The sequence below is a fragment of the Streptomyces cyaneofuscatus genome (assembly GCF_000718135.1).
Lineage (GTDB): Bacteria > Actinomycetota > Actinomycetes > Streptomycetales > Streptomycetaceae > Streptomyces > Streptomyces cyaneofuscatus.
On the sequence record NZ_JOEM01000032.1, the window covers coordinates 21,233 to 44,348 of the forward strand.

The following is a 23,116-nucleotide window of genomic DNA, read 5'->3' on the forward strand; positions in this document are numbered from 1 at the left end:
GCTCCCCCGTGCTCTCTTCGTCCCGATCGGTCTCTTCGTCCTGCCTGATCGGACAGACGTGAAGAACGCGCCCGGGGTTGCCCTACGACGGAAACTCCTGCTCAGGAAGGGTCCACGACCACCGCACGGGAGGGGTCCACCGCCGCCGCGAACGCCCCGCGCGCCAGCCGGTGCAGCAGCGCGGCGGTGGCCTCGCGGCCGGGGCGGGCCTCCGGGCGGGCCAGGTGCGGGGTGGAGTTCAGCAGGCCGAAGACGGCGTGCACGGTGACGCGGGCCTCGTTCTCGGGCAGGCCGGGGTAGAGGGCGCGGACGACGCCCACCCAGACCTCGACGTACTCGCGCTGGAGCCGCCGCACCCGCTTGCGGTCCGTGTCGCGCAGCCGGTCCAGCTCGCGGTCGTGGAGGGTGATGAGGGGGCGGTCGTCGAGGGCGAAGTCGATGTGGCCCTCGATGAGCGCGTCCAGGAGCGCCTCCGGGGAGCCGTCGCCCCGCGACGCGTCCTCCGACACCCGCAGGCGGCCGCCGTCCAGCAGCCGCTCGCTGATGCCGACCAGCAGTTCGGCGAGCATCGCGTCCTTGCCGGGGAAGTGGCGGTAGAGGCCGGGTCCGCTGATACCGACCGCAGCGCCTATCTCGTCGACGCCGACACCGTGGAAGCCGCGCTCGGCGAAGAGGCGTGCGGCCTCCCGCAGGATCTGCTCGCGGCGGGTGGGGGCCGCGACGCGGGCGGCGGCATGGGTGCTCATGAGGATTCATTCTAGACAGGGTCGTTAGCGCTCGTTAACCTGAGGGAAACGCGTTAACGCTCATTAACAGCAGACGGACATCACGCACATGATCGCGGTACGGGCAAGGGGGCTCGACACGATGCAGCAGGCACCGGTCCTGGCGAGCGCGGCCGATCCCGCCTCGGAGGCCTGGCAGGCCAACGAGGCGGCGCATCACGCGCTCGTCGACGAGCTGGCGGCACGGCTCGCCACGGCACGGCTGGGCGGGGGTGAGAAGGCGCGGGCCCGCCATGAGGCGCGCGGCAAGCTGCTCCCCCGGGACCGGGTGGACGCCCTCCTCGACCCGGGTTCGCCGTTCCTGGAGCTGGCCCCGCTGGCGGCGAACGGGATGTACGGGGACCAGGCCCCCGCCGCCGGCGTCATCGCGGGCATCGGGCGGGTCTCCGGCCGCGAGTGCGTGATCGTCGCCAATGACGCGACCGTCAAGGGCGGCACGTACTACCCGCTGACCGTGAAGAAGCACCTGCGCGCCCAGGAAGTGGCGCTGGAGAACCGGCTCCCCTGCCTCTACCTGGTCGACTCGGGCGGCGCCTTCCTGCCGATGCAGGACGAGGTGTTCCCCGACCGGGACCACTTCGGGCGGATCTTCTACAACCAGGCCCGCATGTCGGCGGCGGGCATTCCGCAGATCGCGGCGGTGCTGGGCTCCTGCACGGCGGGCGGGGCGTACGTCCCGGCGATGAGCGACGAGGCCGTCATCGTGCGCAACCAGGGCACGATCTTCCTCGGCGGCCCGCCGCTGGTGAAGGCCGCGACCGGTGAGGTCGTCACGGCGGAGGAGCTGGGCGGCGGCGAGGTCCACTCCCGGATCTCCGGCGTCACCGACCACCTCGCGGAGGACGACGCGCACGCCCTGCGGATCGTCCGCAACATCGTGGCCACCCTCCCGGACCGGGCGCCCCTCCCCTGGTCGGTCGAGCCGGCCGAGGAGCCGAAGGCCGACCCGGCGGGGCTGTACGGGGCGGTCCCGGTGGACTCCCGGACGCCGTACGACGTACGCGAGGTCATCGCCCGGGTGGTCGACGGCTCCCGCTTCCAGGAGTTCAAGGCGGAGTACGGGCAGACGCTGATCACCGGCTTCGCCCGCATCCACGGCCACCCGGTCGGGATCGTCGCGAACAACGGGATCCTGTTCGCCGAGTCGGCCCAGAAGGGCGCCCACTTCATCGAGCTGTGCGACCAGCGCGGCATCCCGCTCGTCTTCCTCCAGAACATCTCCGGCTTCATGGTCGGCAAGGACTACGAGCACGGCGGTATCGCCAAGCACGGCGCCAAGATGGTCACCGCCGTCGCCACCACCCGCGTGCCGAAGCTGACGGTCGTCGTCGGCGGTTCGTACGGGGCGGGCAACTACTCGATGTGCGGCCGGGCCTACAGCCCCCGCTTCCTGTGGATGTGGCCCAACGCCAAGATCTCCGTCATGGGCGGCGAGCAGGCGGCCTCCGTGCTGGCCACCGTCAAGCGCGACCAGCTCGGCGACGACTGGAGCGCCGAGGACGAAGAAACGTTCAAGGCCCCGATCCGCGCCCAGTACGAGACCCAGGGCAACGCGTACTACGCCACCGCCCGGCTCTGGGACGACGGCGTGATCGACCCCGTGGACACCCGCCAGGTGCTGGGCCTCGCCCTCACGGCCTGCGCCAATGCCCCGCTGCCGCAGAAGGACCCGGCCGGTCCCGGCTTCGGCGTCTTCCGGATGTGAGGAACAGATGACGACGATGTTCGACACCGTTCTGGTCGCCAACCGCGGCGAGATCGCCGTCCGGGTGATCCGGACCCTGCGCGAGCTGGGGGTGCGCTCGGTCGCGGTCTTCAGCGACGCGGACGCGGACGCCCGGCATGTACGGGAGGCGGATACGGCGGTACGAATCGGCCCGCCGCCGGCCGCCGAGAGCTACCTGTCGGTCCCGGCGCTCCTGGAGGCGGCCCGCCGCACGGGCGCGCAGGCCGTCCACCCCGGCTACGGATTCCTCGCGGAGAACGCCGAGTTCGCCGCCGCCTGTACGGACGCGGGCCTGGTCTTCATCGGCCCGCCCGCCTCCGCGATCTCCCTCATGGGCGACAAGATCCGGGCCAAGGAGACGGTCGCGGCGTACGGCGTCCCGGTGGTCCCCGGCTCCTCCGGCAGCGGCTTGACCGATGCCCAACTGGAGTCGGCGGCAAGGGAGATCGGCACCCCGGTCCTCCTCAAGCCCTCTGCGGGCGGCGGCGGCAAGGGCATGCGCCTGGTCCGGGACGCGGCGGCGCTGGCGGAGGAGATCGCGGCGGCGCGGCGCGAGGCCAGGGCCTCGTTCGGCGACGACACCCTCCTCGTGGAGCGGTGGATCGACCGCCCGCGCCACATCGAGATCCAGGTGCTGGCCGACGCCCACGGCAACGTGATCCACCTGGGTGAGCGCGAGTGCTCGCTCCAGCGCCGCCACCAGAAGATCATCGAGGAGGCTCCGTCCGTCCTCCTCACTCCGGAAACGCGGGCGGCGATGGGCGAGGCGGCCGTGCAGGCGGCGCGCAGCTGCGGCTATGTCGGCGCGGGGACGGTGGAGTTCATCGTCCCGGGCAACGACCCGGCCTCGTACTACTTCATGGAGATGAACACCCGCCTCCAGGTCGAGCACCCGGTCACCGAGCTCATCACCGGTCTGGACCTGGTGGAGTGGCAGCTGCGGGTGGCCTCGGGCGAGCAACTCCCGTACGCGCAAGCGGACATCAGCCTGACCGGCTGGGCGATCGAGGCCCGCGTCTGCGCCGAGGACCCGTCCCGGGGCTTTCTGCCCTCCGGCGGTACGGTGCTGGCGCTGCGCGAGCCGCAGGGCGGCGGGGTGCGGACGGACTCGGGGCTCAGCGAGGGCGTGCCGGTGGGCAGCCTGTACGACCCGATGCTGTCGAAGGTCATCGCGTACGGCCCCGACCGCGCGACCGCCATCCGCAAGCTGCGGGCGGCCCTCGCGGACACGGTGATCCTGGGCGTCCCGACCAACGCGGGCTTCCTGCGCCGCCTGCTGGCCCACCCGGACGTGGTCTCCGGCAACCTGGACACGGGGCTGGTGGAGCGCGAGGCGGAGGGCCTGGTGCCGGACGGGGTTCCGGACGAGGTGTACGCGGCGGCCGCGGCGGTGCGGCGGGAGGCGCTGGAGCCCCGGCCGGACGCGGGGGGCTGGACGGACCCGTTCTCGGTGCCGAGCGGCTGGCGTACGGGGGGTGTGCGGGCGCCGTTGGCGTTCCCGCTGCGGGTGCCGGGCGCGGACCCGGTGGCGTACGAGGCTCCGGCGGGCGCTGTGGTCACACCCGACCGCGTCACCGTCGAACTCGACGGCACGGTGGGCCACTTCCACCGCTCCGGCGACTGGCTCGGCCGGGACGGCGACACCTGGCACGTCCAGGACCACGACCCGGTGGAGGCGTCCCTGAGCGGGGCGGGCCGGAGCGGGGCGGACACGCTGGCGGCACCGATGCCGGGCACGGTCACGGTGGTGAAGGTGGCCGTGGGCGACGAGGTCGAGGCGGGCCAGAGCTTGCTCGTGGTGGAGGCGATGAAGATGGAGCACGTGATCTCGGCCCCGCACGCGGGGACGGTCACCGAGCTGGACGTCACGGCGGGCGCGACGGTGGCGATGGACCAGATCCTGGCGGTTGTAGCCCCTCGGGAGGACTCATGACCACGCGTCCGCTCCCCATGAAGATCCCGGCCCCCGGTCTGCCGGCCCGGGTCCGCATCCACGAGGTCGGGGCCCGGGACGGCCTGCAGAACGAGAAGGAGACCGTCCCGACCGAGGTGAAGGCGGAGTTCATCCGCCGCCTGGCCGTGGCGGGTCTGACGACCATCGAGGCGACGAGCTTCGTGCACCCGAAGTGGGTGCCCCAACTGGCCGACGCGGAGGCGCTGTTCCCGCTCCTCGGCGATATCGCGGACGTGGGCGACGTCTCGCTCCCCGTCCTCGTGCCGAACGAACGCGGACTGGACCGGGCGCTGGCGCTCGGGGCCCGGTCGATCGCGGTGTTCGGCTCGGCGACGGAGACGTTCGCGGCCCGCAATCTGAACCGTACGGTCGATGAGTCGCTGGCCATGTTCGAGCCGGTGGTGGCCCGCGCCAAGGCGGAGAAGGTGCACGTGCGCGGGTATCTGTCGATGTGCTTCGGCGACCCGTGGGAAGGCGCGGTGCCGGTGGCGCAGGTGGTGAAGGTCGCCAAGGCGCTGATGGACCTGGGCTGCGACGAGCTGTCGCTGGGCGACACGATCGGTGTGGCGACGCCGGGCCACGTAACGGCGCTGCTGTCGGCGCTCAACGAGTCCGGAGTTCCGACGTCCGCGATCGGCGTCCACTTCCACGACACGTACGGCCAAGCGCTGTCCAACACCCTGGCCGCGCTCCAGCACGGCGTGACCACGGTCGACGCCTCGGCGGGCGGCCTGGGCGGGTGCCCGTACGCGAAGAGCGCCACGGGCAATCTCGCCACCGAGGACCTGGTCTGGATGCTCGACGGCCTGGGCATCGAAACGGGCGTCGACCTGGCCGAACTGGCTTCCACCAGCGCGTGGTTGGCCGAACACGTGGGCCGGCCGAGCCCATCCCGCACGGTCCGCGCCCTGACCCCTCCCCCTTCTTCCGCCTCCCACAAGGAGTGAGTGACCCCATGTCCCTGGATCACCGGCTGACCGCCGAGCACGAGGTACTGCGCCGCACGGTCGAGGCGTTCGCGCACGACGTGGTCGCGCCGAAGATCGGCGACTTCTACGAGCGCCATGAATTCCCGTACGAGATCGTGCGCGAGATGGGCCGGATGGGCCTGTTCGGCCTGCCGTTCCCGGAGGAGTACGGCGGCATGGGCGGCGACTACCTGGCGCTCGGCATCGCCCTGGAGGAGCTGGCCCGGGTCGACTCCTCGGTGGCGATCACCCTGGAGGCCGGGGTCTCGCTGGGCGCGATGCCGCTGCACCTGTTCGGGACGGAGGAGCAGAAGCGCCAGTGGCTGCCGAAGCTCTGCGCGGGCGAGGCGCTGGGCGCGTTCGGCCTGACCGAGCCGGACGGCGGCTCGGACGCGGGCGGCACCCGGACGACGGCGGTGCTGGACGAGGCGACGGACGAGTGGGTCATCAACGGCTCGAAGTGCTTCATCACCAACTCCGGCACCGACATCACGGAGTTGGTCACGGTCACGGCGGTGACCGGCCGCAAGGAGGACGGCCGCCCGCTGATCTCCGCGATCATCGTCCCCTCCGGCACCCCCGGCTTCACGGTCGCGGCCCCGTACTCGAAGGTCGGCTGGAACGCCTCGGACACCCGCGAGCTGTCCTTCACGGACGTCCGCGTCCCGGCGGCCAACCTCCTGGGCGAACAGGGCCGGGGATACGCCCAGTTCCTCCGGATCCTGGACGAGGGCCGGGTGGCGATCTCGGCCCTGGCGACGGGCCTGGCGCAGGGCTGCGTGGACGAGTCGGTGAAGTACGCGGCCGAACGGCACGCCTTCGGCAGGCCGATCGGCGCCAACCAGGCGATCCAGTTCAAGATCGCCGACATGGAGATGCGCGCCCACATGGCCCGCGTGGGCTGGCGCGACGCGGCCTCGCGCCTGGTGGCGGGCGAACCGTTCAAGAAGGAGGCGGCGATCGCGAAGCTGTACTCCTCGACGGTCGCGGTGGACAACGCCCGGGACGCGACACAGATCCACGGTGGGTACGGCTTCATGAACGAGTACCCGGTGGCGCGGATGTGGCGCGACTCGAAGATCCTGGAGATCGGCGAGGGCACGAGCGAGGTCCAGCGGATGCTGATCGCGCGGGAGTTGGGGCTGCCGGGCTGAGCCTCACCGTGATCTGACCACCGCCCTGGTTGCCGTGAACTGCTTTACGGCAACCGGGGCGGAGCTATCTGCGGACGGTACGGGTTCCCGTCGTGCACGAGTGGCCTCCCTCTTCTCTCGATTCACCGTTCACTCGGTCGGGTCAGGTGAGAGACTCGCCCGATAGGTGGCGATCCAAGGAGTTCAGGGCATGGCAACAGATGCTTTCGACGAGCAAGCTCCGGAAGAAGCCATACGTGGGCAACGCGTGCTCGCCTTGCTGGACAAGGCGGTCGAAGCCCAGAGCTCTCTGGTTCGCAAGAACATCGTCCGGGCGCGCCAGCGGAATCCGGAGGCAACACCGGCGGAAGTGATCCGCAGTCTGGAACGGATGTACGTCAGTGCTCTGACCGGTACGGGTGCCGCAGTGGGGGGAACGGCGGCCGCGCCCGGCGTCGGTACGGGAATCGCCCTCGCTGTCGGCAGGTGAGACCCTCACGTCCCTGGAGATGAGCGCGCTCTTCGCGCTGTCGATTGCCGAAGTGCACGGTGTCCCCATCGACGAGATCGAGCGTCGTCGCACGATCGTCATGGGAGTCATGCTCGGTGGGAGCGGCTCCGCCACCATCACGAAAGTCGCCGAGCGTACGGGACAGCACTGGGGGCGTCAGGTCGTCGCCAAGGTTCCGGTCGAGACGTTGCGACAGATCAACAAGGTCCTTGGGAAGAACTTCGTCACCAAGTTCGGCACCAAGCAGGGAATCATCGTTCTCGGACGTGTGGCCCCGTTCGGAATCGGTGCTGTGATCGGTGGTGGTGCCAATGCCGCCATGGGGGCATTCGCGGTGAGGGCCGCTCGTCGCGCGTTCGGCCCGGCGCCGACGACGTGGGACCACGACTGACACCCGGCGCCCAGCCACCGTTTCCCACAACGCCCCGCACAGTCCGTATCGGGGCCGACCTAGGGCGGAAGGACGACCCACCGTGGCTTCAGGCCGCGACTGGTCGGACGCCCGGCAGGTGTGGGAGCACCACCTGATGCACCACACCCCCCGCCCCTGCTCGGTCATTGTCGGGCTCGGCAGCCATGACCTAGGGGTGGCCGACGCGTCAGCGGGGCACTACCTGCGCGGGCTGGCCCCGTACATCGTGTGGGGCTGGTCGGAGCCGGGTTCACAAGTCGGCTGATTCCGTAGCCTGCGCCAGCTGCCGCGCACGTCCCACGGAGTCCGAGCGCAAGATTGCCCGGACAGCCGGCCGGTGCTGCCCTTCGGGCACTTCCGCGGAGGCACACCGGTGAGGTAGGCAGGAGAGAAGCCTTGATCAACCACACCGAACAGAAAGGCCTTTGATGCGCGCTCAGGACTCGGACAGGACCGCCGGGCCGGCGAAGGCCCGCCGTACGAGTGCGGGCTCCGCCAGGCAGCAGGGAGGCGCGTCCGGGGCACCGCTCGCGGCCCTCCAGCGCGCCATCGGCAACGCCGCCGTCAGCCGCCTGGTCGAGGAGGCGCGGCACCAGCATGACGCGGACTGCGGCCACCAGCAGGACTCCGCGCCCGTACAGCGCTCCGCCGTCCACGACGTCCTGCGCGGCTCGGGTCAGCCCATGGCGGCGCCGCTGCGGCAGGAGATGGAGGTGCGCCTCGGTGCGGACTTCTCCGATGTACGTCTGCACACCGGCACGACCGCCCGGCGCTCGGCCGGTGAGATCGGCGCCCGCGCCTACACCTCGGGCAGCAACATCGTCATCGGCGACGGCGGCGCCGACAAGCACACCCTGGCCCATGAACTCACCCACGTCATCCAGCAGCGCCAGGGGCCGGTGGCCGGGACCGCCCGGGGTGACGGGCTGCGCGTCAGCGATCCTTCCGACCGGTTCGAGCGGGAGGCGGAGGCCACCGCGAACCGCGTGATGTCCGCACCCGTCCCGTCCGCCGGGCGGACCACGGAGCCCGCCCCCGGTCCGCAGTCGGCGACGGCCGGGGACGGGGCGGTCCAACGTGCTCTGGTGACGGAGGACATCGACCGGTGGAGGGAGCGGCTGGGGCTGGCGAGCGCGCCCATGGTGGTCGAGGTGCCCGCGGGCATGTCCGCGGCGACTCCGTTCTCCGAGTATCCGGCGGAGAGCCGCGTGAACCTCACTCCCGAGGCCCTGGCCCTGAACGTGAACACGGTGACCGGCATGGCCGGCGACGACGCCGTGCAGATCGTTTCCTCGGCCGGTGGGGGCGCCTACATGGAAGAGCACCGGATCCTTCTGGTCAACCACGAGGTGACGGGTGACTACACGAAGAATCAGACGATCATGCACGAGCTCGGCCACCAGAAGCAGCAGGAGGGGGGCATCGACATCAACCAGCAGAGAAACAGCAAGGCGCTGGTCGAGTACCACAACATCATCGTCAACGAGAATGCCCTGACCCACGCGGAGGACGAGCAGGCGAAGCCCCGCTTCTTCTATTCGGGACGCGGCGACTCCTCACTCTCCACGGAGACGAGGGCCAACATGACGGCGGCCGGCTGGGCCCCCATCCCCAAGATCTGGGACCTCATGGAGCAGCATGTGGGTGCCGCGGCCAATGACAACGAGCAAAGGCTGTTGCGGGAGATCACGGCGGCACTCGACAGTGAAGAGACCGCTGCCCGTTATGCCGAGAAGACGGGGAACAAGTTCTCCAAGAACTACAAGGACGCGATCAAGGCCAACCTCGCGGGGCTCTACTTCACCGGGAAGTTCGCGGCGACGCCGGCGACGTAACCCGCGCGGTGGTTGGGCAGGGTGCCGACGCCGCCGATCTCGGTCGTGCCTGCCGCTGGGGGGGGGCGTGCCCGGCGGCCAGCGGGGTGCCGTCAGGGGCGAGGGCGGCCATGAGTGTCTTGACCGCCCCGCCCCGCCCCAACCCGACCCGACCCGACGACCCGACCAACCTTCAACGCGTACGCGGCCGACGAGGCCTTCGCTCGCCGAGAACCGGACGAACCAGATGAACCGCCGTTACGGTCGCTCCTCCGTCCTGATCGTGAACGGTCCCTCGGCGACGGCCACGCACGGGACGACATCCGATACCGCGCCCGCCGCCAGGCCCGACTCGCAGAGCCGGCCGCCGTCCTCGCGCAGGTCGAGGTGGAAGCGGGTGTTCCTGCCGTCGTGCTGGAGGTGGTGGATGCGTTCGTCGGTGTAGCCGAGGCTGTTCAGGGTCGCGCGGACCTTGGCGGGGGTCGGCTCAGCGACCTTCTGCAGTGCCGCGATGATGCGCTGTTCGTGGTGGGCGCTGACACACAGGTCGCGGTCGTCCAACTCCGCCGCAGGCCCGGTGAGGGGGCCGGGCTCAATCGGGTCGGTCGGGGGCATTTCCCCGGGGGCGAGGCTCTCCGGCTCCTCCGCATCGGGTGTGCTCCCGCCGGTGGGTCTCGGTGCGATCACACCGGGCGAAGGGCACGCCTGCGCGAACGTGTCGAACAGCGCCGTGGGCTTCGCCTGTTCGACGGAAGGCCGTTGGGAACTCGTCGTGGAGCCGGCATTCCCGCCTTGGTCGCCTCGCTGCCCGCCGCCACTCACCTCACTTCCGCAGCCGGTGAGTGCCACAGCAGTGACGGCGGCGAGAGCGGCAGCCGCGAGAACGCGTCGGCCGGAGGTGAACGCGCTGATGGGGCCTCGGATGTGTGTCATGCGCCGAGTCTCCGTCGGCCCCATGCGGGCCGCTTGAGTACATGTACTCATCGCCCACGGGTAATTCACCGACCGAGGACCGGGGTTACGAGCCCGGCGAACCCCGCCGCCTCCTCGATCCCGGCCGGGAGAAGGGGTGCGCCCGTCGGCGGCGGGCGCACCCCTGGGCGAGGGCCTACCGGGTGCCCGGCACCGCCACCCCGTCCTCCGTCACGTACTTCACGCCGGTGTCGCTCTTCGTGATCGTGAACGCGTCCAGGGTCTCCCCCACCGCCTTGTCCGTCGTCGACCGGTCGTCCCACTTGGCCGCCACCACCGCCTCGTAGCGGATCGTGTCCTTGGTGACCGTGATGCCCTGGAACGCCGACGTGTGGGCCTCACGGGCCACCTGGGTCGCGCCGTTGCGGGTCCAGACGTTGTCGTCGGCCGGGGAGAGCTCGTAGTACTTCGGGCCCGCCATCGCCACCGCGTAGACCGGGCCCGTCGTCACGCCGGGCGTGTCCGTCGCGTCGGCGTTGACGTAGCCGCGGGCGTACACGTGGTCGTGGCCCATCAGGACCAGGTCGATGTCGTTGCGCTGGAAGACCGGGAGCCACGCGTCGCGGATCGGCTTCTCGTCGCGGCCGACCGCTGCCGAGAAGACCGGCTGGTGGAAGGTGGCCACCGACCACTTGTTGGGGTTGTCCGCGAGGATCCGGTCGAGCCAGCGCGCCTGGAGGTCCAGCCAGAGCTTCTGCGGGTCCGGGCAACCGGTCGAGCAGGGCGGGAGGTCCGGCGGTGTCATCAGCTCGCGCGCGTCGTGCGTGCTCGCGTTGAGGGAGATGAAGCGGACGTTCTGGTAGTCCGTGTAGTACGCCGTCTCCGCCAGGGACTTCGCCATGTGCGTTTCGTACGCCGCACGTTGGCGCTCGGCCGGGGTGTCGTCCTTCGCCGGGGCGGGCGTCGGGCCGTTGGCCGGGTACGCGAACGTGGACTTCCACGTCTTCAGGAACAGGTCCGCGTTGTACTCGTGGTTGCCCGGCGCCGCGATCAAGTTCGTCGTCTGGCTGCGGCCGTTCATCGCGCCGAACCACTCGTCCCACTGGCCCGCGTTGCCGCCCGAGTCCACCAGGTCGCCCGCGTTGACGCTGCCGATGCCACGGCGCGCAGCCGGGACCGTCTGCTGGGCGGCGCCGGGCATCCGGCGTCAGGGGCGGGGGCGGTGGGTTCCCGCATAGGCGGTCCTCTCGGGCAAGACGGGGGGATGGCATGGATCACCGGCCCGGGGAGGGAGGGGGAGTCCTGCGCAGCGACGCATGACAACGTTGTCCAACCCCCGTCCGGGCGCGGGCACCACAGTGCTCGGCACAGTTTTCCCGCAGAGGGCCGCCAGGGGAAGAGCTGGGCAACAGCCCGTGTCCCGCGAGGCCGCACGGCAGCGGGCCCTGGCCGCGCAGGGCCGTGCCGTTCACCCTCGCCTCAGCGCCAGGCGTGGCGGACCCTCAGCCGCCCGTACCCCATCGCTCCCGAGATCCGGATGACCGGCCCGCCGGGGCGGGAGGGCTGCCGGGGCCGGTAGCGCAGGTCCTTCCAACCGGTCTGCACGGCGTCCAGGTCCACGGTCGCGTCCCGGGGCACGATGATCGTCGCCCTGCCGGTACCGATGCGCAGCTCGATGTCGACGGCGGGGTCCTCGAAGAGGGCCCGGGACAGATCCAGGCGGACCCGCCCGAAGGCGGACTCGACCGTGAGGAACCGGGGCACCCGCCACGCTCCGCGCCGCCGGATCCGTCCGCCGGCCGCGGCGATCGTCGCCGTGGTCTCCGGTTTTCCGGGCTTCTCCGGGGGGAGCGCGTCCAGGACGGACGCGAGCTCGCCGTGCCGGGTGGCGGAGAGGACCTGGCCGAGGCGCTCGTCCATCTCCGCGTGCGTGATCGCCTCCTCGGCGTACGCCTCCCGCAGGCGCCGTACAGCACTCTCGCGGGCCTCCTCGTCCACCAGGGGCCCCGCGTCGTCCTGAGGAATGGTCACCCCGCCACCCTAGCGCCGGGCTTTACCCCTGAACATGCCGCAGGCGTACGTCTGAGGCGGCCGGCCCGAACCCTCCTGCCCCCTCAGACGACAGGCGCCTCCTCCTCGCTCTGGCGGCTGTCGTACTCAGCGCGCGCCCTGGCGATCTCCTGCTGGTGGCCCTCGGTCCAGTCGACCAGGGACCGGATCGTCGTGTGCAGGGTCGCGCCCATCGGCGTGAGCTCGTACTCCACGCGCGGCGGGACGACCGGGTAGACCGTGCGCCGCACCAGGCCGTCGCGTTCGAGCTGGCGCAGGGTCACCGTCAGCATGCGCTGGCTGATGCCGTCGATCAGCCGGCGCAGCTCGGAGAAGCGCAGCGTCCGGCGCTCCAGGTGCGCTATCGCGAGCAGCGACCACTTGTCCGCGACGCGGTCGAGGATCTGCCGCACCTCGCAGCCCTCGCGGACATCCCAGTTGCTGATGTCGAAGTCCTGCTCAACGCCGGTATGGCCGCAGTTACTCGGTGACTTCGAAGTGCCTTCTTCCATGGTTCCCCAGCGTGCCGCATGCTTCGAGTGGTTACAAGAGAGAACCGACCAGCACTTCGGTAACTCTTCTTCCTCTCACGCATGTTGAGGGTCGGCCGCCCTCGCATTCCTTTCCACGGACCGCTGTTGCGGCGGTTCGTCATGCCCGATTCCGCATCCCTCCCCAAGGAGAAGTCCCGTGTCCACATCACCACCCCTGTCGAGCAGCGGCACCTCCGTCCGGATGACCGGGCGCGCGTGGGGCGTGCTGTTCGTGCTCTGCGGCGCGATCTTCCTCGAAGGCATCGACGTGGCCATGCTCAACGTGGCCATGCCCGCGATCCGCGCCGACCTCGGGCTCTCCACCGGCACCCTCCAGTGGGTGATGAGCGCGTACGTCCTCGGCTACGGCGGTTTCATGCTGCTGGGCGGCCGGGCGGCCGACCTGTTCGGGCGCCGGCGGATGTTCGTCCTCTGGCTCGTGGTCTTCCTGCTCTTCTCCGGTCTCGGCGGGCTGGCCACCGAAGGCTGGATGCTGATCCTCGCCCGGTTCGTGACGGGGGTCTCCGCCGCCTTCATGACCCCGGCCGGCCTGTCGATCATCACCACCGGCTTTCCGGAGGGGCCGCAGCGCAACAAGGCCCTGCTCGTCTACTCCGGCACCGCGGCGGGCGGCTTCTCCATCGGCCTGGTCGTCGGCGGCCTGCTCTCCGCCATCGACTGGCGCTGGGTGTTCTTCGCCCCGGTCATCCTCTCCTCGCTCATCCTGGTCGCCGCCCTGCGGCTCGTCCCGAAGTCTCCGCGCCCGGACCGCACCGGGCGGGGCGTCGACCTGGCCGGAGCGGTCACCGTCACCGGAGGCATCCTGCTCCTCGTCTTCGGCGTCGAGCGGGTCGCGCACGCCTCGGCCGCCTGGACGACCGGCACGATCGGCACCGCGCTCCTCCTCTTCCTCGCGTTCGTCCTCATCGAGCGCCGCTCGGCCTCGCCGCTGGTGCGCCTGGGCCTCTTCCGCAGCGGGTCGCTGGTCCGCGCCAATGTGGCGGGGCTGCTCTTCGCCGCGGGCTTCTTCGGGTTCCAGTTCATCGCCGTGCTCTATCTCCAGGAGCTACGGGGCTGGTCGTCCCTCCAGACGAGCTTCGCCCTGATCGTCATCGGCCTGGACGCGATCCTGTCCCCGCTCCTCACCCCGAAGCTGGTGGCCCGGTTCGGCAACGCGCGCGTCATCTTCGGCGGGCTGCTCCTCGCCTCCCTGGCGTACGCGCTGTTCCTGCCGCTCACCGCGGACTGGACCTATCTCGCGATGCTCCCGAGCCTGGTCCTGCTCGGTGTGGCCTTCTCCCTGGCGTACGGTCCGCTGACGATCACGGCCACCGACGGCATCGCGGAGGAGGAGCAGGGCGTCGCGGGCGGGCTGCTCTACACCTCCTTCCAGTTCGGTGCCGCGCTCGGCCTGTCCTCGGTCGCCGCCGTCAACATCGCGGCGACGGACGGCACTTCGGCGGGGGCTCTGCTCGACGGCTACCGGGCGGCGCTCGTCGTCCCGCTCGCCGCCGCCCTGATCGCGACCGCCGTCAGCGCCTTCGGTCTGCGGCGCCGGTCCACAAGCCCGTCCGAGGGGCCGTCCGAGGGGCCGCACGAGGGACCGTCCGAGGGGCCCTACGACGGGGCCGACGCCCCCTCCGCCCCCGCCCCGGAATCCGTTCGACAAGCCGACCTGCCGTCCGGCAAAGTCCCTGCATGAGCCACCGACACTGGCCCCTCCACGGCCTCCGGATCCGTACACCCCGCCTCGAACTGCGCCTGCCCGACGAGGCGCTCCTCGACGAGCTGGCCTCGGTCGGCGCCGGCGGGGTGCACGCCCCGGACCGGATGCCGTTCATCGTGCCGTGGACCGACGGCGAGCCCTCCGAGGTCGGCCGGGCCACCTACCAGCACGTGCTGGGCACGATCGCCGGGTGGACGCCCCAGAACTGGCACCTCTCCCTGGCCGTCCTCCACGGGGGCGAGGTCGTGGGGCGGCAGGACGTGATGGGCCGGGAGTTCGGCGTACGGCGTGAGGTGATGACCGGGTCGTGGCTCGGCCTCCCCCATCAGGGGCAGGGCATCGGCACGGAGATGCGGGCCGCCGCCCTCCACCTGGCCTTCGAGGGGCTCGGCGCCCGGTACGCCGTATCGGACGCCAGGACGGACAACGCCGGCTCGCTCGGCGTCTCGCGGCGGCTGGGGTACGAGCCCGACGGCCTCCAGATCGAGGTGATCCGCGGGGAGGCCGTCACCTTGCAGCGGGTGCGGCTGGAGCGGGCCGGGTGGGAGAAGCACCGGAGCGTGGACGTCACCGTGGAGGGACTGGACGCCTGCCGGGCCGACTTCGGGGTCTAGCACCCGGGGGCGAGAGGTTGTACGGACGGAGTTCCGCCTTCCGTACAACCCTTCGCCCACGGTGCACGTCTTGGGTGTGTCGTCGGCAGCCGCGTCCCCCTTCTTCCGGGACGCGGGCCCTGAACCGCAGGAGCTCCAACCTTCATGAACCTCCCCCGCGCCCCTCGTGCGCGCCGTCTCCGTCTCCGTACGACGTCGATCGCCGTGGGCGTCGCGCTCGCCGCGGGCCCGGTGCCGTGCCTCGCCGCCGCGCCCGCCTCGGCCGCCGCCGCGAAGCCCGCCAAGCACTACGACGACTTCAACGGGGACGGCTACCGGGACCTGGCCGTCTCGCACACGCACGACGGAATCTTCGCCTTCAATGACCGCGCGGTGCTCGTCACCTACGGCGGACCGAAGGGGCTCACCACCAAGAAGCAGGTCATCCACCAGAACTCACCGGGGATCCCCGGTGCCAGTGAGTCCGGCGACGACTTCGGCACGGTGCTGGCCAGTGCCGACCTGAACCGCGACGGATACGCGGACCTCGTCGTCGGCAACCCGACCGAGGAGGCCGGGCGGACCCGCGTCGGCTCGGTCACCCTCGTGTGGGGCTCGACCAAGGGGCTCAAGGGCGGAACGGCCCTGCCCCGCAAGGCCACCAACGGCTACGGGACCTTCGGCGCCGACATCGCCACCGGGGACTTCAACGGGGACGGGCGCCCCGACATCGCGACGGTCAACGGCGGCGACGTCTTTCTGTACCGCGGCGGCTTCACCAAGTCCGGCGGACTGGGCAAAGTCAGCAAGTACGACCGGGAGGGCCAGAGCTGGGACGGCGACACCATCGCCGCCGGCAAGGTCAACGGTGACGGGAAGACCGACCTGATCGTCATGGGCGTGCGCGGCGTCGGCATGACGTTCCGCACCGAGGCCTGGTTCCTGAAGGGCTCCACCGGCGGCCTGGTCTCCGGTCCGGCCAAGGTGGTCGACGGCAAGAAGCAGCACGAGCGGCTGGACGCGGCCGTCGGCGACTTCGACCGGGACGGTTACGGGGACATCGCCGTCGGCAACCCGGTGGCCAACGACGGCCGGGGCAGGGTCACCGTCTGGTACGGCACGTCCGCCGGGCCGGGCAAGCGGAGCATCACGCTCAGCCAGTCGACGGCCGGGGTGGCCGGCGCCTCGGAGGCGTGGGACCAGTTCGGTTCGTCGCTGACGGCGGGGGACGCCGACGGCGACGGATACGCGGACCTGGCGGTCGGCGTCCCGGGCGAGAGGGTCGGAGCCAAGGTCAACGCGGGCGGCGCCTATCTGTTCCGCGGCGGCAAGGGCGGGCTCAAGGGTTCGCGCTCCGCGGCGCTCGGCAAGTCGCTTCCCGGGGTGGCCGGGGAGACGACGGACCACGACATCCTCGGCTATGACCTGCGGCTGCGGGACCTGAACCGGGACGGGCGCGCCGACCTGGCGATCTCGGTCCCGGGCGAGGACAGCATGCGCATCCTGCCGGGGGCGAAGGGCGGGGTGACGGGGACCGGTTCGTCGGTCCTGCGGGCGGCCGGGTCCGACCTGCCGGAGTAGGGGCAGGGAGAGGTCCGCCGGCCCGCCGGAGTAACGGCGGCGGGGCAGGGGGAAGGTCCGCCGGAGTAAGGGCGGCGGGGGCGAGGGGCGGGTGCCGTGCGGTCGGGCACCCGCCCCTCGCGCGTCGCCAGGGGTGTGACATGCCGGGTCCGTTCCGGCCACGGCCGACACCCCCGCCCCCGCAATCCCCCACGACACCGTGACCGTCTAGCAAGGTTAGGCTAACCTTCCTTCGGACTGCCCTCGCCGGAGCCGGGCCCGTCCGCCCGCCGCTCCTGCCCATTCCGGAGGAGCCCTCGTTGACGACGACTGCCGCCGTTCCCCAAGTAGCCCCGTTCCGGTTCTTCGACCTCACCGTCCTGCGGGTCAGGCGGCTCGGCCCCTCCATGCTCCGGATCACGCTGGGCGGGCCCGGGGCCGACGGGTTCAGCGCCGGGGGCCGCGACCAGAGCCTGTCGATCTTCCTGCCGCACCCCGGACAGAGCGAGGCCGTGGTGCCGGAGGGTGAGGACGGGGCCTGGTACGCGAAGTGGCGGGCGCTGCCCGAGGACGTACGGGCGGTGATGCGGTCGTACACCGTGCGGGCCCAGCTCGTGAAGGCCGACGGCTCCACCGAGGTGGACATCGACTTCGCGCTCCACGGCGACGGCGGCCCGGCCTCCCGCTGGGCGCTCATGGCCACGGCGGGCGACCCGCTCAAGGTGCTGGGGCCGGCGGTCCGGGACAACACCTCCGTGCGGTTCCGGCCCCCGGAGGACACCGATTGGGTGCTCATCTGGGCGGACGAGACCGCCCTGCCCGCCGCCTCCGCCGCCCTGGAGTGGCTGCCCGCGGGGATGCCCGCCCGGGTCTGGCTGGAGGTGCCGAAGACCGAGGACCGGCAGGCCCTCAACACCGCGGCCAAGGCCCGGATCAGCTGGCTCGTCAGGAGCGAGGGTGCCATGCCCGCCGTGGAGGCCGTGCGCGCCGCCGAGCTGCCGGAGGGCACCCCGTACGTCTGGATCGCGGGCGAGTCGTCCGAGGTGCGGGCACTCCGCCGCCACCTGGTCCAGGAGCGCGGCTTCGACCGGAAGCGGGTCACCTTCGTCGGGTACTGGCGGCGCGGGCTCAGCGAGGAGCAGCTGCGGGCGGAGACCATCGCGCGGGCCGGGGCGACGGAGTAGCCGAACCGGAACCAATCCGGACAACTCCCGCACCCGACAGGGGCGAGGGATGACCGTGATCGAGTTAGGTTAGGCTAACCTCACTTCGACATCGCGTCCCTCGTCCCTCCTTTTTCCTGCCCGGAGGGACGCGATGAAGTTCCCCTCACCCGGGAGGACCCCTCCATGCGTTCGCACCTGCTCAACAACACGACTGCGGAGCACTACCGGCGTACCGTCACCGCAGGAGTGGATCGGGTCGCGGCCAGAATCGCCGCCACCGAGCGTCCCTTCAGCGGGGTCGGTGTGGACGAGCTCTCTCCCGTCGTCGACGCGATCGACCTCGACCGGCCGCTGGGCGACGCCACCGCCGCCCTCGACGAGCTCGGCGAGGTCTACCTCCGCGACGCCGTCTACTTCCACCACCCGCGCTACCTGGGCCACCTCAACTGCCCGGTCGTCATCCCCGCCGTCCTCGGCGAGGCGGTGCTCTCCGCGGTCAACTCCTCGCTGGACACCTGGGACCAGAGCGCGGGCGGCACCCTCATCGAGCGCCGGCTGATCGACTGGACCACCGAGCGCATCGGCTTCGGACCGGCCGCCGACGGCATCTTCACCAGCGGCGGTACACAGTCCAACCTCCAGGCCCTGCTGCTGGCCCGCGAGGAGGCGAAGATCCGGCCCGAGCACTACACCCGGCTGCGGATCTTCACCTCCGAGTGCAGCCACTTCAGTGTCCAGAAGTCCGCCAAACTCCTCGGCCTCGGCCCGGACGCGGTCGTCTCCGTCCCGTTCGACAGCAACAAGCGCATGCAGGCCGTGGCCCTCGCCCACGCCCTGGAACAGTGCGTCGCCGAGAGTGCCGTGCCGATGGCCGTCGTCGCGACCGCCGGCACCACGGACTTCGGCTCCATCGACCCGCTGCCCGAGATCGCCGCCCTGTGTGAGCAGTACGCCACCTGGATGCATGTGGACGCCGCGTACGGCTGCGGGCTGCTGGCCTCCCGCGAGCGGCGCGGTCTCCTCGAAGGCATCGCACACGCCGACTCGGTCACCGTCGACTACCACAAGTCCTTCTTCCAGCCCGTGAGTTCGTCGGCGATCCTGGTCCGCGACCGGGCGACCCTGCGCCACGCCACGTACCACGCGGAGTATCTGAACCCGCGCCGGATGGCCGAGGAGCGGATACCCAACCAGGTCGACAAGTCCCTCCAGACGACCCGCCGGTTCGACGCGCTCAAGCTGTGGATGACGCTGCGCGTCATGGGCGCCGACGGTATCGGTGAGCTGTTCGACGAGGTCTGCGACCTGGCCGCCGAGGGGTGGAAGCTGCTCGCCGCCGACCCGCGCTTCGACGTGGTGGTCCAGCCGCAGCTCTCCACGCTCGTCTTCCGCCACATCCCCTCCGGTGTCACCTCCCCGGACGACATCGACCGCGCCAACCTCTACGCCCGCAAGGCCCTGTTCGCCTCCGGCGAGGCGATCGTCGCGGGCACCAAGGTCGGCGAACGCCAGTACCTCAAGTTCACCCTCCTCAACCCCGAAACGACCGTGGACGACATCGCCGCGGTCCTCGACCTGATCTCCGGCCATGCCGAGAAGTACCTGGGAGACTCCCTTGACCGCGCTTCCTGACCCCCACGACTTCATCGGGATCGGGCTCGGCCCGTTCAATCTCGGACTGGCCTGCCTGACCGAGCCGATCGACGAACTGAACGGTGTCTTCCTGGAGTCCAAGCCGGACTTCGAGTGGCACTCCGGGATGTTCCTCGAAGGGGCCCATCTCCAGACGCCGTTCATGTCGGACCTGGTCACCATGGCCGACCCGACCTCGCCGTACTCGTTCCTCAACTACCTCAAGGAGCGCGGCAGGCTCTACTCGTTCTACATCCGGGAGAACTTCTACCCGCTGCGGACCGAGTACAACGACTACTGCCGCTGGGCCGCCGCCAAACTGAGCAGCATCCGCTTCAACGAGACCGTCGAGGCGGTGACGTACGACGAGGGCGAGGCGCTCTACACCGTCACCACCGCCGCCGGGACCGTACTGCGCTCCCGCCACCTCGTCCTCGGCACCGGGACCCCGCCGTACATCCCCGAGGCGTGCCACGGCCTCGGCGGGGACTTCCTGCACAACTCCCGCTATCTGGAGGGGAAAGCCGAGCTCCAGAAGAAGAAGTCGATCACCCTGGTCGGCAGCGGGCAGAGCGCGGCGGAGATCTACTACGACCTGCTCTCCGAGATCGACACCTACGGCTACCGGCTCAACTGGGTGACGCGCTCCCCGCGGTTCTTCCCGCTGGAGTACACCAAGCTCACGCTGGAGATGACCTCCCCGGAGTACATCGACTACTTCCACGCGCTGCCCGAGGAAACCCGCTACCGACTGGAGACCGGGCAGAAGGGACTGTTCAAGGGCATCGACGGGGAGCTGATCGACGCGATCTTCGACCTGCTCTACCAGAAGAACCTGCCCGGCCCGGTCCCGACCCGGCTGCTCACCAACTCGGCGCTGCTCAGCGCGCGTTACGACGAGGAGGGCGGCGCGTACAGCCTGGGGCTGCGCCAGGAGGAGCAGGGCAAGGAGTACGAGCTCACCACCGAGGGCCTCATCCTCGCCACCGGCTACCGCTACGAGGCGCCCGCCTTCCTCGCGCCCGTCACCGGCCGGCTGCGCCACGACAGCCGGGGCCGCTTCGACGTGGCCCGCAACTACAGCATCGACACCACCGGGCGCGGGATCTTCCTGCAGAACGCCGGGGTGCACACCCACTCGATCACCTCGCCCGACCTGGGCATGGGTGCCTACCGCAACGCGTACATCATCGGCGAACTGCTCTGCCGTGAGTACTACCCGGTCGAGAAGTCCATCGCCTTCCAGGAGTTCGCCATATGAACCACCCGCACAGCAACCCTCCCGGCAAACTCGGCACGCTCACCGTCCGCCCGCTCGACCCGGCTTCCGACGCCGAGCTGGTGCACGGCTGGGTGACCCACCCCAAAGCCGCCTTCTGGCTGATGGGCGAGGCGAAACTTGAGGACGTGGAGCGGGAGTACATGGCGATCGCCGCCCACTCGCACCACGACGCGTTCATCGGCCTGCACGACGGCGAGCCCGCGTTCCTGATCGAGCGGTACGACCCCACCGAGGTCGAGCTGAAGGGGCTGTACGAGGCGGAGCCCGGCGATGTCGGGATGCACTTCCTGGTCGCGCCGACCGACACCCCGGTGCACGGCTTCACCCGGGCCGTGATCACCGCCGTGATGGAGTTCCTCTTCGCCGACCCGTCGGTCCGCCGAATCGTCGTCGAGCCCGATGTGACCAACAACGCCGTCCAGGCCCTCAACAAGGCCGTCGGCTTCGAGGTCCTGCGGGAGATCGCCAAACCGGAGAAGGACGCACTGCTCAGCGCCTGCACCCGCGAGCAGTTCGAAGCAGCAACCGGAGGAACCGACCGATGACGACCGCCCTCACCGACAGCGTCGCCCACCTCTCCCCGGGCCGCTGGGCCACCGCAAACCGACTGCTGGTCCGCAAAGCACTGGCGGAATTCAGCCATGAACGGCTGCTGACCCCCGTTCCGCTCGGCGAGGACCGCTACACCCTCCGTAGCGACGACGCGGGCACGGAGTACCGTTTCACCGCACGCCTCTTCGCCCTGGACCACTGGCAGGTCGATGCCGAGTCGATCACGCGGCACCGGCACGGGGCCGAAGTTCCGCTCGACGCGCTGGAGTTCTTCATCGAACTGCGGGTGGCGCTCGGGCTGACCGAGGAGATCCTGCCGGTCTACCTGGAGGAGGTCTCCTCCACTCTGGCCGGAACCGCCTACAAACTCACCAAGGAACCGGCCACCTCCGGCCAGCTCGTCGCCGCCGGTTTCCAGGCCATCGAGACCGGGATGACCGAGGGCCACCCCTGCTTCGTGGCCAACAACGGCCGGCTCGGCTTCGGGGTCGACGAGTACCGCGCGTACGCCCCCGAGGCCGCCTCCCCGATCCGGCTGGTCTGGCTGGCCGCGCGCCGCGACCGGGCCACCTTCACGGCGGGCGCCGGTCTCGACTACGACACGCTGGTCGAGAGCGAGTTGAGCGAGGAAACCCGGGAACGGTTCGCCGCCACCCTGCGCTCGCTCGGCCTCGACCCGGACGCGTACTTCCTGCTGCCCGTCCACCCCTGGCAGTGGTGGAACAAGCTCGCCGTCACCTTCGCCGGTGAGCTGGCCGAGCGCCACCTGGTCGTGCTCGGGGAGGGTGAGGACGCCTACCTGGCCCAGCAGTCGATCCGTACGTTCTTCAACACCGACCACCCCGAGAAGCACTACGTCAAGACGGCCCTGTCCGTCCTGAACATGGGCTTCATGCGCGGCCTCTCCGCCGCCTACATGGAGGCCACGCCCGCCATCAACGACTGGCTGGCCGGGCTCATCGAGCGCGACAGCCTGCTGACCGCCGCCCGGTTCTCGATCATCCGGGAGCGGGCCGCGATCGGCTACCACCACCGGAGTTACGAGGCGGCCACCGCCAAGGGCTCCCCGTATCTGAAGATGCTGGCCGCGCTCTGGCGCGAGAGCCCCGTCGCCGGTCTGGAGCCGGGCGAGCGGGTCGCGACCATGGCCTCCCTGGTCCACACCGACCACGAGGGCCGCTCGGTGGCCGGAGCGCTCATCGAGGAATCCGGACTCGACCCGCAGGTGTGGCTGCGGCACTATCTGGACGCCTACCTGGTGCCGGTGCTGCACAGCTTCTACGCCTACGACCTGGTCTACATGCCGCACGGTGAGAACGTGATCCTGGTGGTGGAGGACGGGGTCGTCACCCGGACGATCTTCAAGGACATCGCCGAGGAGATCGCGGTCATGGACCCGGACGCGGTGCTGCCGCCGAAGGTCGACCGGATCCGGGCCGAGGTCCCCGAGGACATGAAGCTGCTGTCGGTCTTCACCGACGTCTTCGACTGCTTCTTCCGCTTCCTGGGCGCGAACCTGGCCACCGAGGGGGTCCTGGACGAGGACACCTTCTGGCGGACGGTCGCCGAGTGCGTACGCGACTACCAGAAGTCGGTGCCGTATCTCGCGGAGAAGTTCGCGCAGTACGACATGTTCGAGCCGGAGTTCGCGCTCTCCTGCCTCAACCGCCTCCAGCTGCGCAACAACCAGCAGATGGTCGACCTCAACGACCCTGCGGGCGCACTCCAGTTGGTGGGGCGCCTGAAGAACCCGATCGCGAAGTTCTGAGCGGTCCCCACAGACCGGTGAGCGCCTGGGGACGGTCCCC

The 23,116-nt window shown here is 70.6% G+C and carries 20 protein-coding genes and 1 pseudogene; 16 read left to right on the forward strand and 5 right to left on the reverse strand.

Features of this window, described 5'->3' with window-relative positions; all coding sequences use genetic code 11:
* Positions 1-101 precede the first annotated feature (101 nt).
* Complete coding sequence (locus IF17_RS0133835) at positions 102-746, reverse strand: SACE_7040 family transcriptional regulator (protein ID WP_030574597.1); 645 nt, start codon at positions 744-746, stop codon at positions 102-104.
* Positions 747-867: 121 nt separating this feature from the next.
* Here IF17_RS0133835 and IF17_RS0133840 point away from each other — a divergent pair, with 121 nt between their 5' ends.
* The 8 genes and pseudogenes from IF17_RS0133840 to IF17_RS1000000138230 all read left to right on the forward strand — a co-directional run bounded on the left by IF17_RS0133840 (position 868) and on the right by IF17_RS1000000138230 (position 9,324).
* Positions 868-2,490 carry a carboxyl transferase domain-containing protein gene (locus IF17_RS0133840; RefSeq protein WP_030574599.1) on the forward strand — a complete coding sequence of 541 codons (1,623 nt, stop codon included), beginning with the start codon at positions 868-870 and terminating at the stop codon, positions 2,488-2,490.
* A 7-nt stretch (positions 2,491-2,497) separates the two neighbouring features.
* Positions 2,498-4,444: an acetyl-CoA carboxylase biotin carboxylase subunit gene (locus tag IF17_RS0133845; protein WP_030574603.1), complete on the forward strand. Its 1,947-nt coding sequence runs from the start codon at positions 2,498-2,500 to the stop codon at positions 4,442-4,444.
* On the forward strand, positions 4,441-5,412 hold the full coding sequence (locus IF17_RS0133850; RefSeq protein WP_030574607.1) for a hydroxymethylglutaryl-CoA lyase: 972 nt from the start codon (positions 4,441-4,443) through the stop codon (positions 5,410-5,412). Before IF17_RS0133845 ends, IF17_RS0133850 begins: the two co-directional genes overlap by 4 nt.
* 8 nt (positions 5,413-5,420) lie before the next feature.
* A complete protein-coding gene (locus tag IF17_RS0133855) occupies positions 5,421-6,587 on the forward strand; it encodes an acyl-CoA dehydrogenase family protein (RefSeq protein WP_030574610.1) in 1,167 nt (388 codons plus the stop codon).
* Positions 6,588-6,777: 190 nt separating this feature from the next.
* Positions 6,778-7,056, forward strand: a complete 279-nt coding sequence (locus IF17_RS1000000139540) for a hypothetical protein (protein WP_209437795.1) — start codon at positions 6,778-6,780, stop codon at positions 7,054-7,056.
* A gap of 19 nt (positions 7,057-7,075) precedes the next feature.
* Complete coding sequence (locus IF17_RS1000000139545; protein WP_244890574.1) at positions 7,076-7,468, forward strand: hypothetical protein; 393 nt, start codon at positions 7,076-7,078, stop codon at positions 7,466-7,468.
* Positions 7,469-7,550: 82 nt separating this feature from the next.
* Positions 7,551-7,721: pseudogene (locus IF17_RS0133865) on the forward strand (YdcF family protein); the annotation flags it as partial.
* A gap of 196 nt (positions 7,722-7,917) precedes the next feature.
* Entirely contained in the window at positions 7,918-9,324 is a 1,407-nt protein-coding gene (locus IF17_RS1000000138230) for an eCIS core domain-containing protein (RefSeq protein WP_078616132.1), read from the forward strand.
* 237 nt (positions 9,325-9,561) lie between these two features.
* Here IF17_RS1000000138230 and IF17_RS0133875 read toward each other — a convergent pair whose 3' ends face one another.
* The 4 genes from IF17_RS0133875 to IF17_RS0133890 all read right to left on the reverse strand — a co-directional run bounded on the left by IF17_RS0133875 (position 9,562) and on the right by IF17_RS0133890 (position 12,776).
* The gene (locus tag IF17_RS0133875) at positions 9,562-10,236 is read right to left on the reverse strand and encodes a hypothetical protein (protein WP_030574619.1); all 675 of its coding nucleotides are present in this window, start codon (positions 10,234-10,236) and stop codon (positions 9,562-9,564) included.
* Positions 10,237-10,411: 175 nt separating this feature from the next.
* On the reverse strand, positions 10,412-11,416 hold the full coding sequence (locus tag IF17_RS0133880; RefSeq protein WP_051884198.1) for a metallophosphoesterase family protein: 1,005 nt from the start codon (positions 11,414-11,416) through the stop codon (positions 10,412-10,414).
* 278 nt (positions 11,417-11,694) lie between these two features.
* Positions 11,695-12,246, reverse strand: a complete 552-nt coding sequence (locus IF17_RS0133885) for a DUF1707 SHOCT-like domain-containing protein (RefSeq protein ID WP_030574624.1) — start codon at positions 12,244-12,246, stop codon at positions 11,695-11,697.
* A gap of 83 nt (positions 12,247-12,329) precedes the next feature.
* Positions 12,330-12,776, reverse strand: coding sequence for a winged helix-turn-helix transcriptional regulator (locus tag IF17_RS0133890; protein WP_030574627.1), 447 nt, complete (start codon positions 12,774-12,776; stop codon positions 12,330-12,332).
* Positions 12,777-12,999: 223 nt separating this feature from the next.
* On the opposite strand from IF17_RS0133890, the gene IF17_RS0133895 reads away from it, so the two are divergent.
* The 8 genes from IF17_RS0133895 to IF17_RS0133930 all read left to right on the forward strand — a co-directional run bounded on the left by IF17_RS0133895 (position 13,000) and on the right by IF17_RS0133930 (position 23,076).
* The gene (locus IF17_RS0133895) at positions 13,000-14,499 is read left to right on the forward strand and encodes an MFS transporter (RefSeq protein ID WP_030574630.1); all 1,500 of its coding nucleotides are present in this window, start codon (positions 13,000-13,002) and stop codon (positions 14,497-14,499) included.
* Positions 14,496-15,137 carry a GNAT family N-acetyltransferase gene (locus IF17_RS0133900; RefSeq protein ID WP_030574634.1) on the forward strand — a complete coding sequence of 214 codons (642 nt, stop codon included), beginning with the start codon at positions 14,496-14,498 and terminating at the stop codon, positions 15,135-15,137. Before IF17_RS0133895 ends, IF17_RS0133900 begins: the two co-directional genes overlap by 4 nt.
* 144 nt (positions 15,138-15,281) lie before the next feature.
* On the forward strand, positions 15,282-16,697 hold the full coding sequence (locus IF17_RS0133905; RefSeq protein ID WP_030574637.1) for an FG-GAP and VCBS repeat-containing protein: 1,416 nt from the start codon (positions 15,282-15,284) through the stop codon (positions 16,695-16,697).
* Positions 16,698-16,996: 299 nt separating this feature from the next.
* Positions 16,997-17,860, forward strand: coding sequence for a siderophore-interacting protein (locus IF17_RS0133910; RefSeq protein WP_030574640.1), 864 nt, complete (start codon positions 16,997-16,999; stop codon positions 17,858-17,860).
* A 165-nt stretch (positions 17,861-18,025) separates the two neighbouring features.
* The gene (locus IF17_RS0133915) at positions 18,026-19,474 is read left to right on the forward strand and encodes a pyridoxal phosphate-dependent decarboxylase family protein (RefSeq protein WP_030574643.1); all 1,449 of its coding nucleotides are present in this window, start codon (positions 18,026-18,028) and stop codon (positions 19,472-19,474) included.
* On the forward strand, positions 19,458-20,735 hold the full coding sequence (locus IF17_RS0133920; RefSeq protein WP_030574646.1) for a lysine N(6)-hydroxylase/L-ornithine N(5)-oxygenase family protein: 1,278 nt from the start codon (positions 19,458-19,460) through the stop codon (positions 20,733-20,735). Before IF17_RS0133915 ends, IF17_RS0133920 begins: the two co-directional genes overlap by 17 nt.
* Positions 20,732-21,301: a GNAT family N-acetyltransferase gene (locus IF17_RS0133925; RefSeq protein ID WP_030574649.1), complete on the forward strand. Its 570-nt coding sequence runs from the start codon at positions 20,732-20,734 to the stop codon at positions 21,299-21,301. The genes IF17_RS0133920 and IF17_RS0133925 overlap by 4 nt, the downstream gene beginning before the upstream one ends.
* On the forward strand, positions 21,298-23,076 hold the full coding sequence (locus IF17_RS0133930; protein ID WP_030574652.1) for an IucA/IucC family protein: 1,779 nt from the start codon (positions 21,298-21,300) through the stop codon (positions 23,074-23,076). Before IF17_RS0133925 ends, IF17_RS0133930 begins: the two co-directional genes overlap by 4 nt.
* Positions 23,077-23,116: the final 40 nt, after the last annotated feature.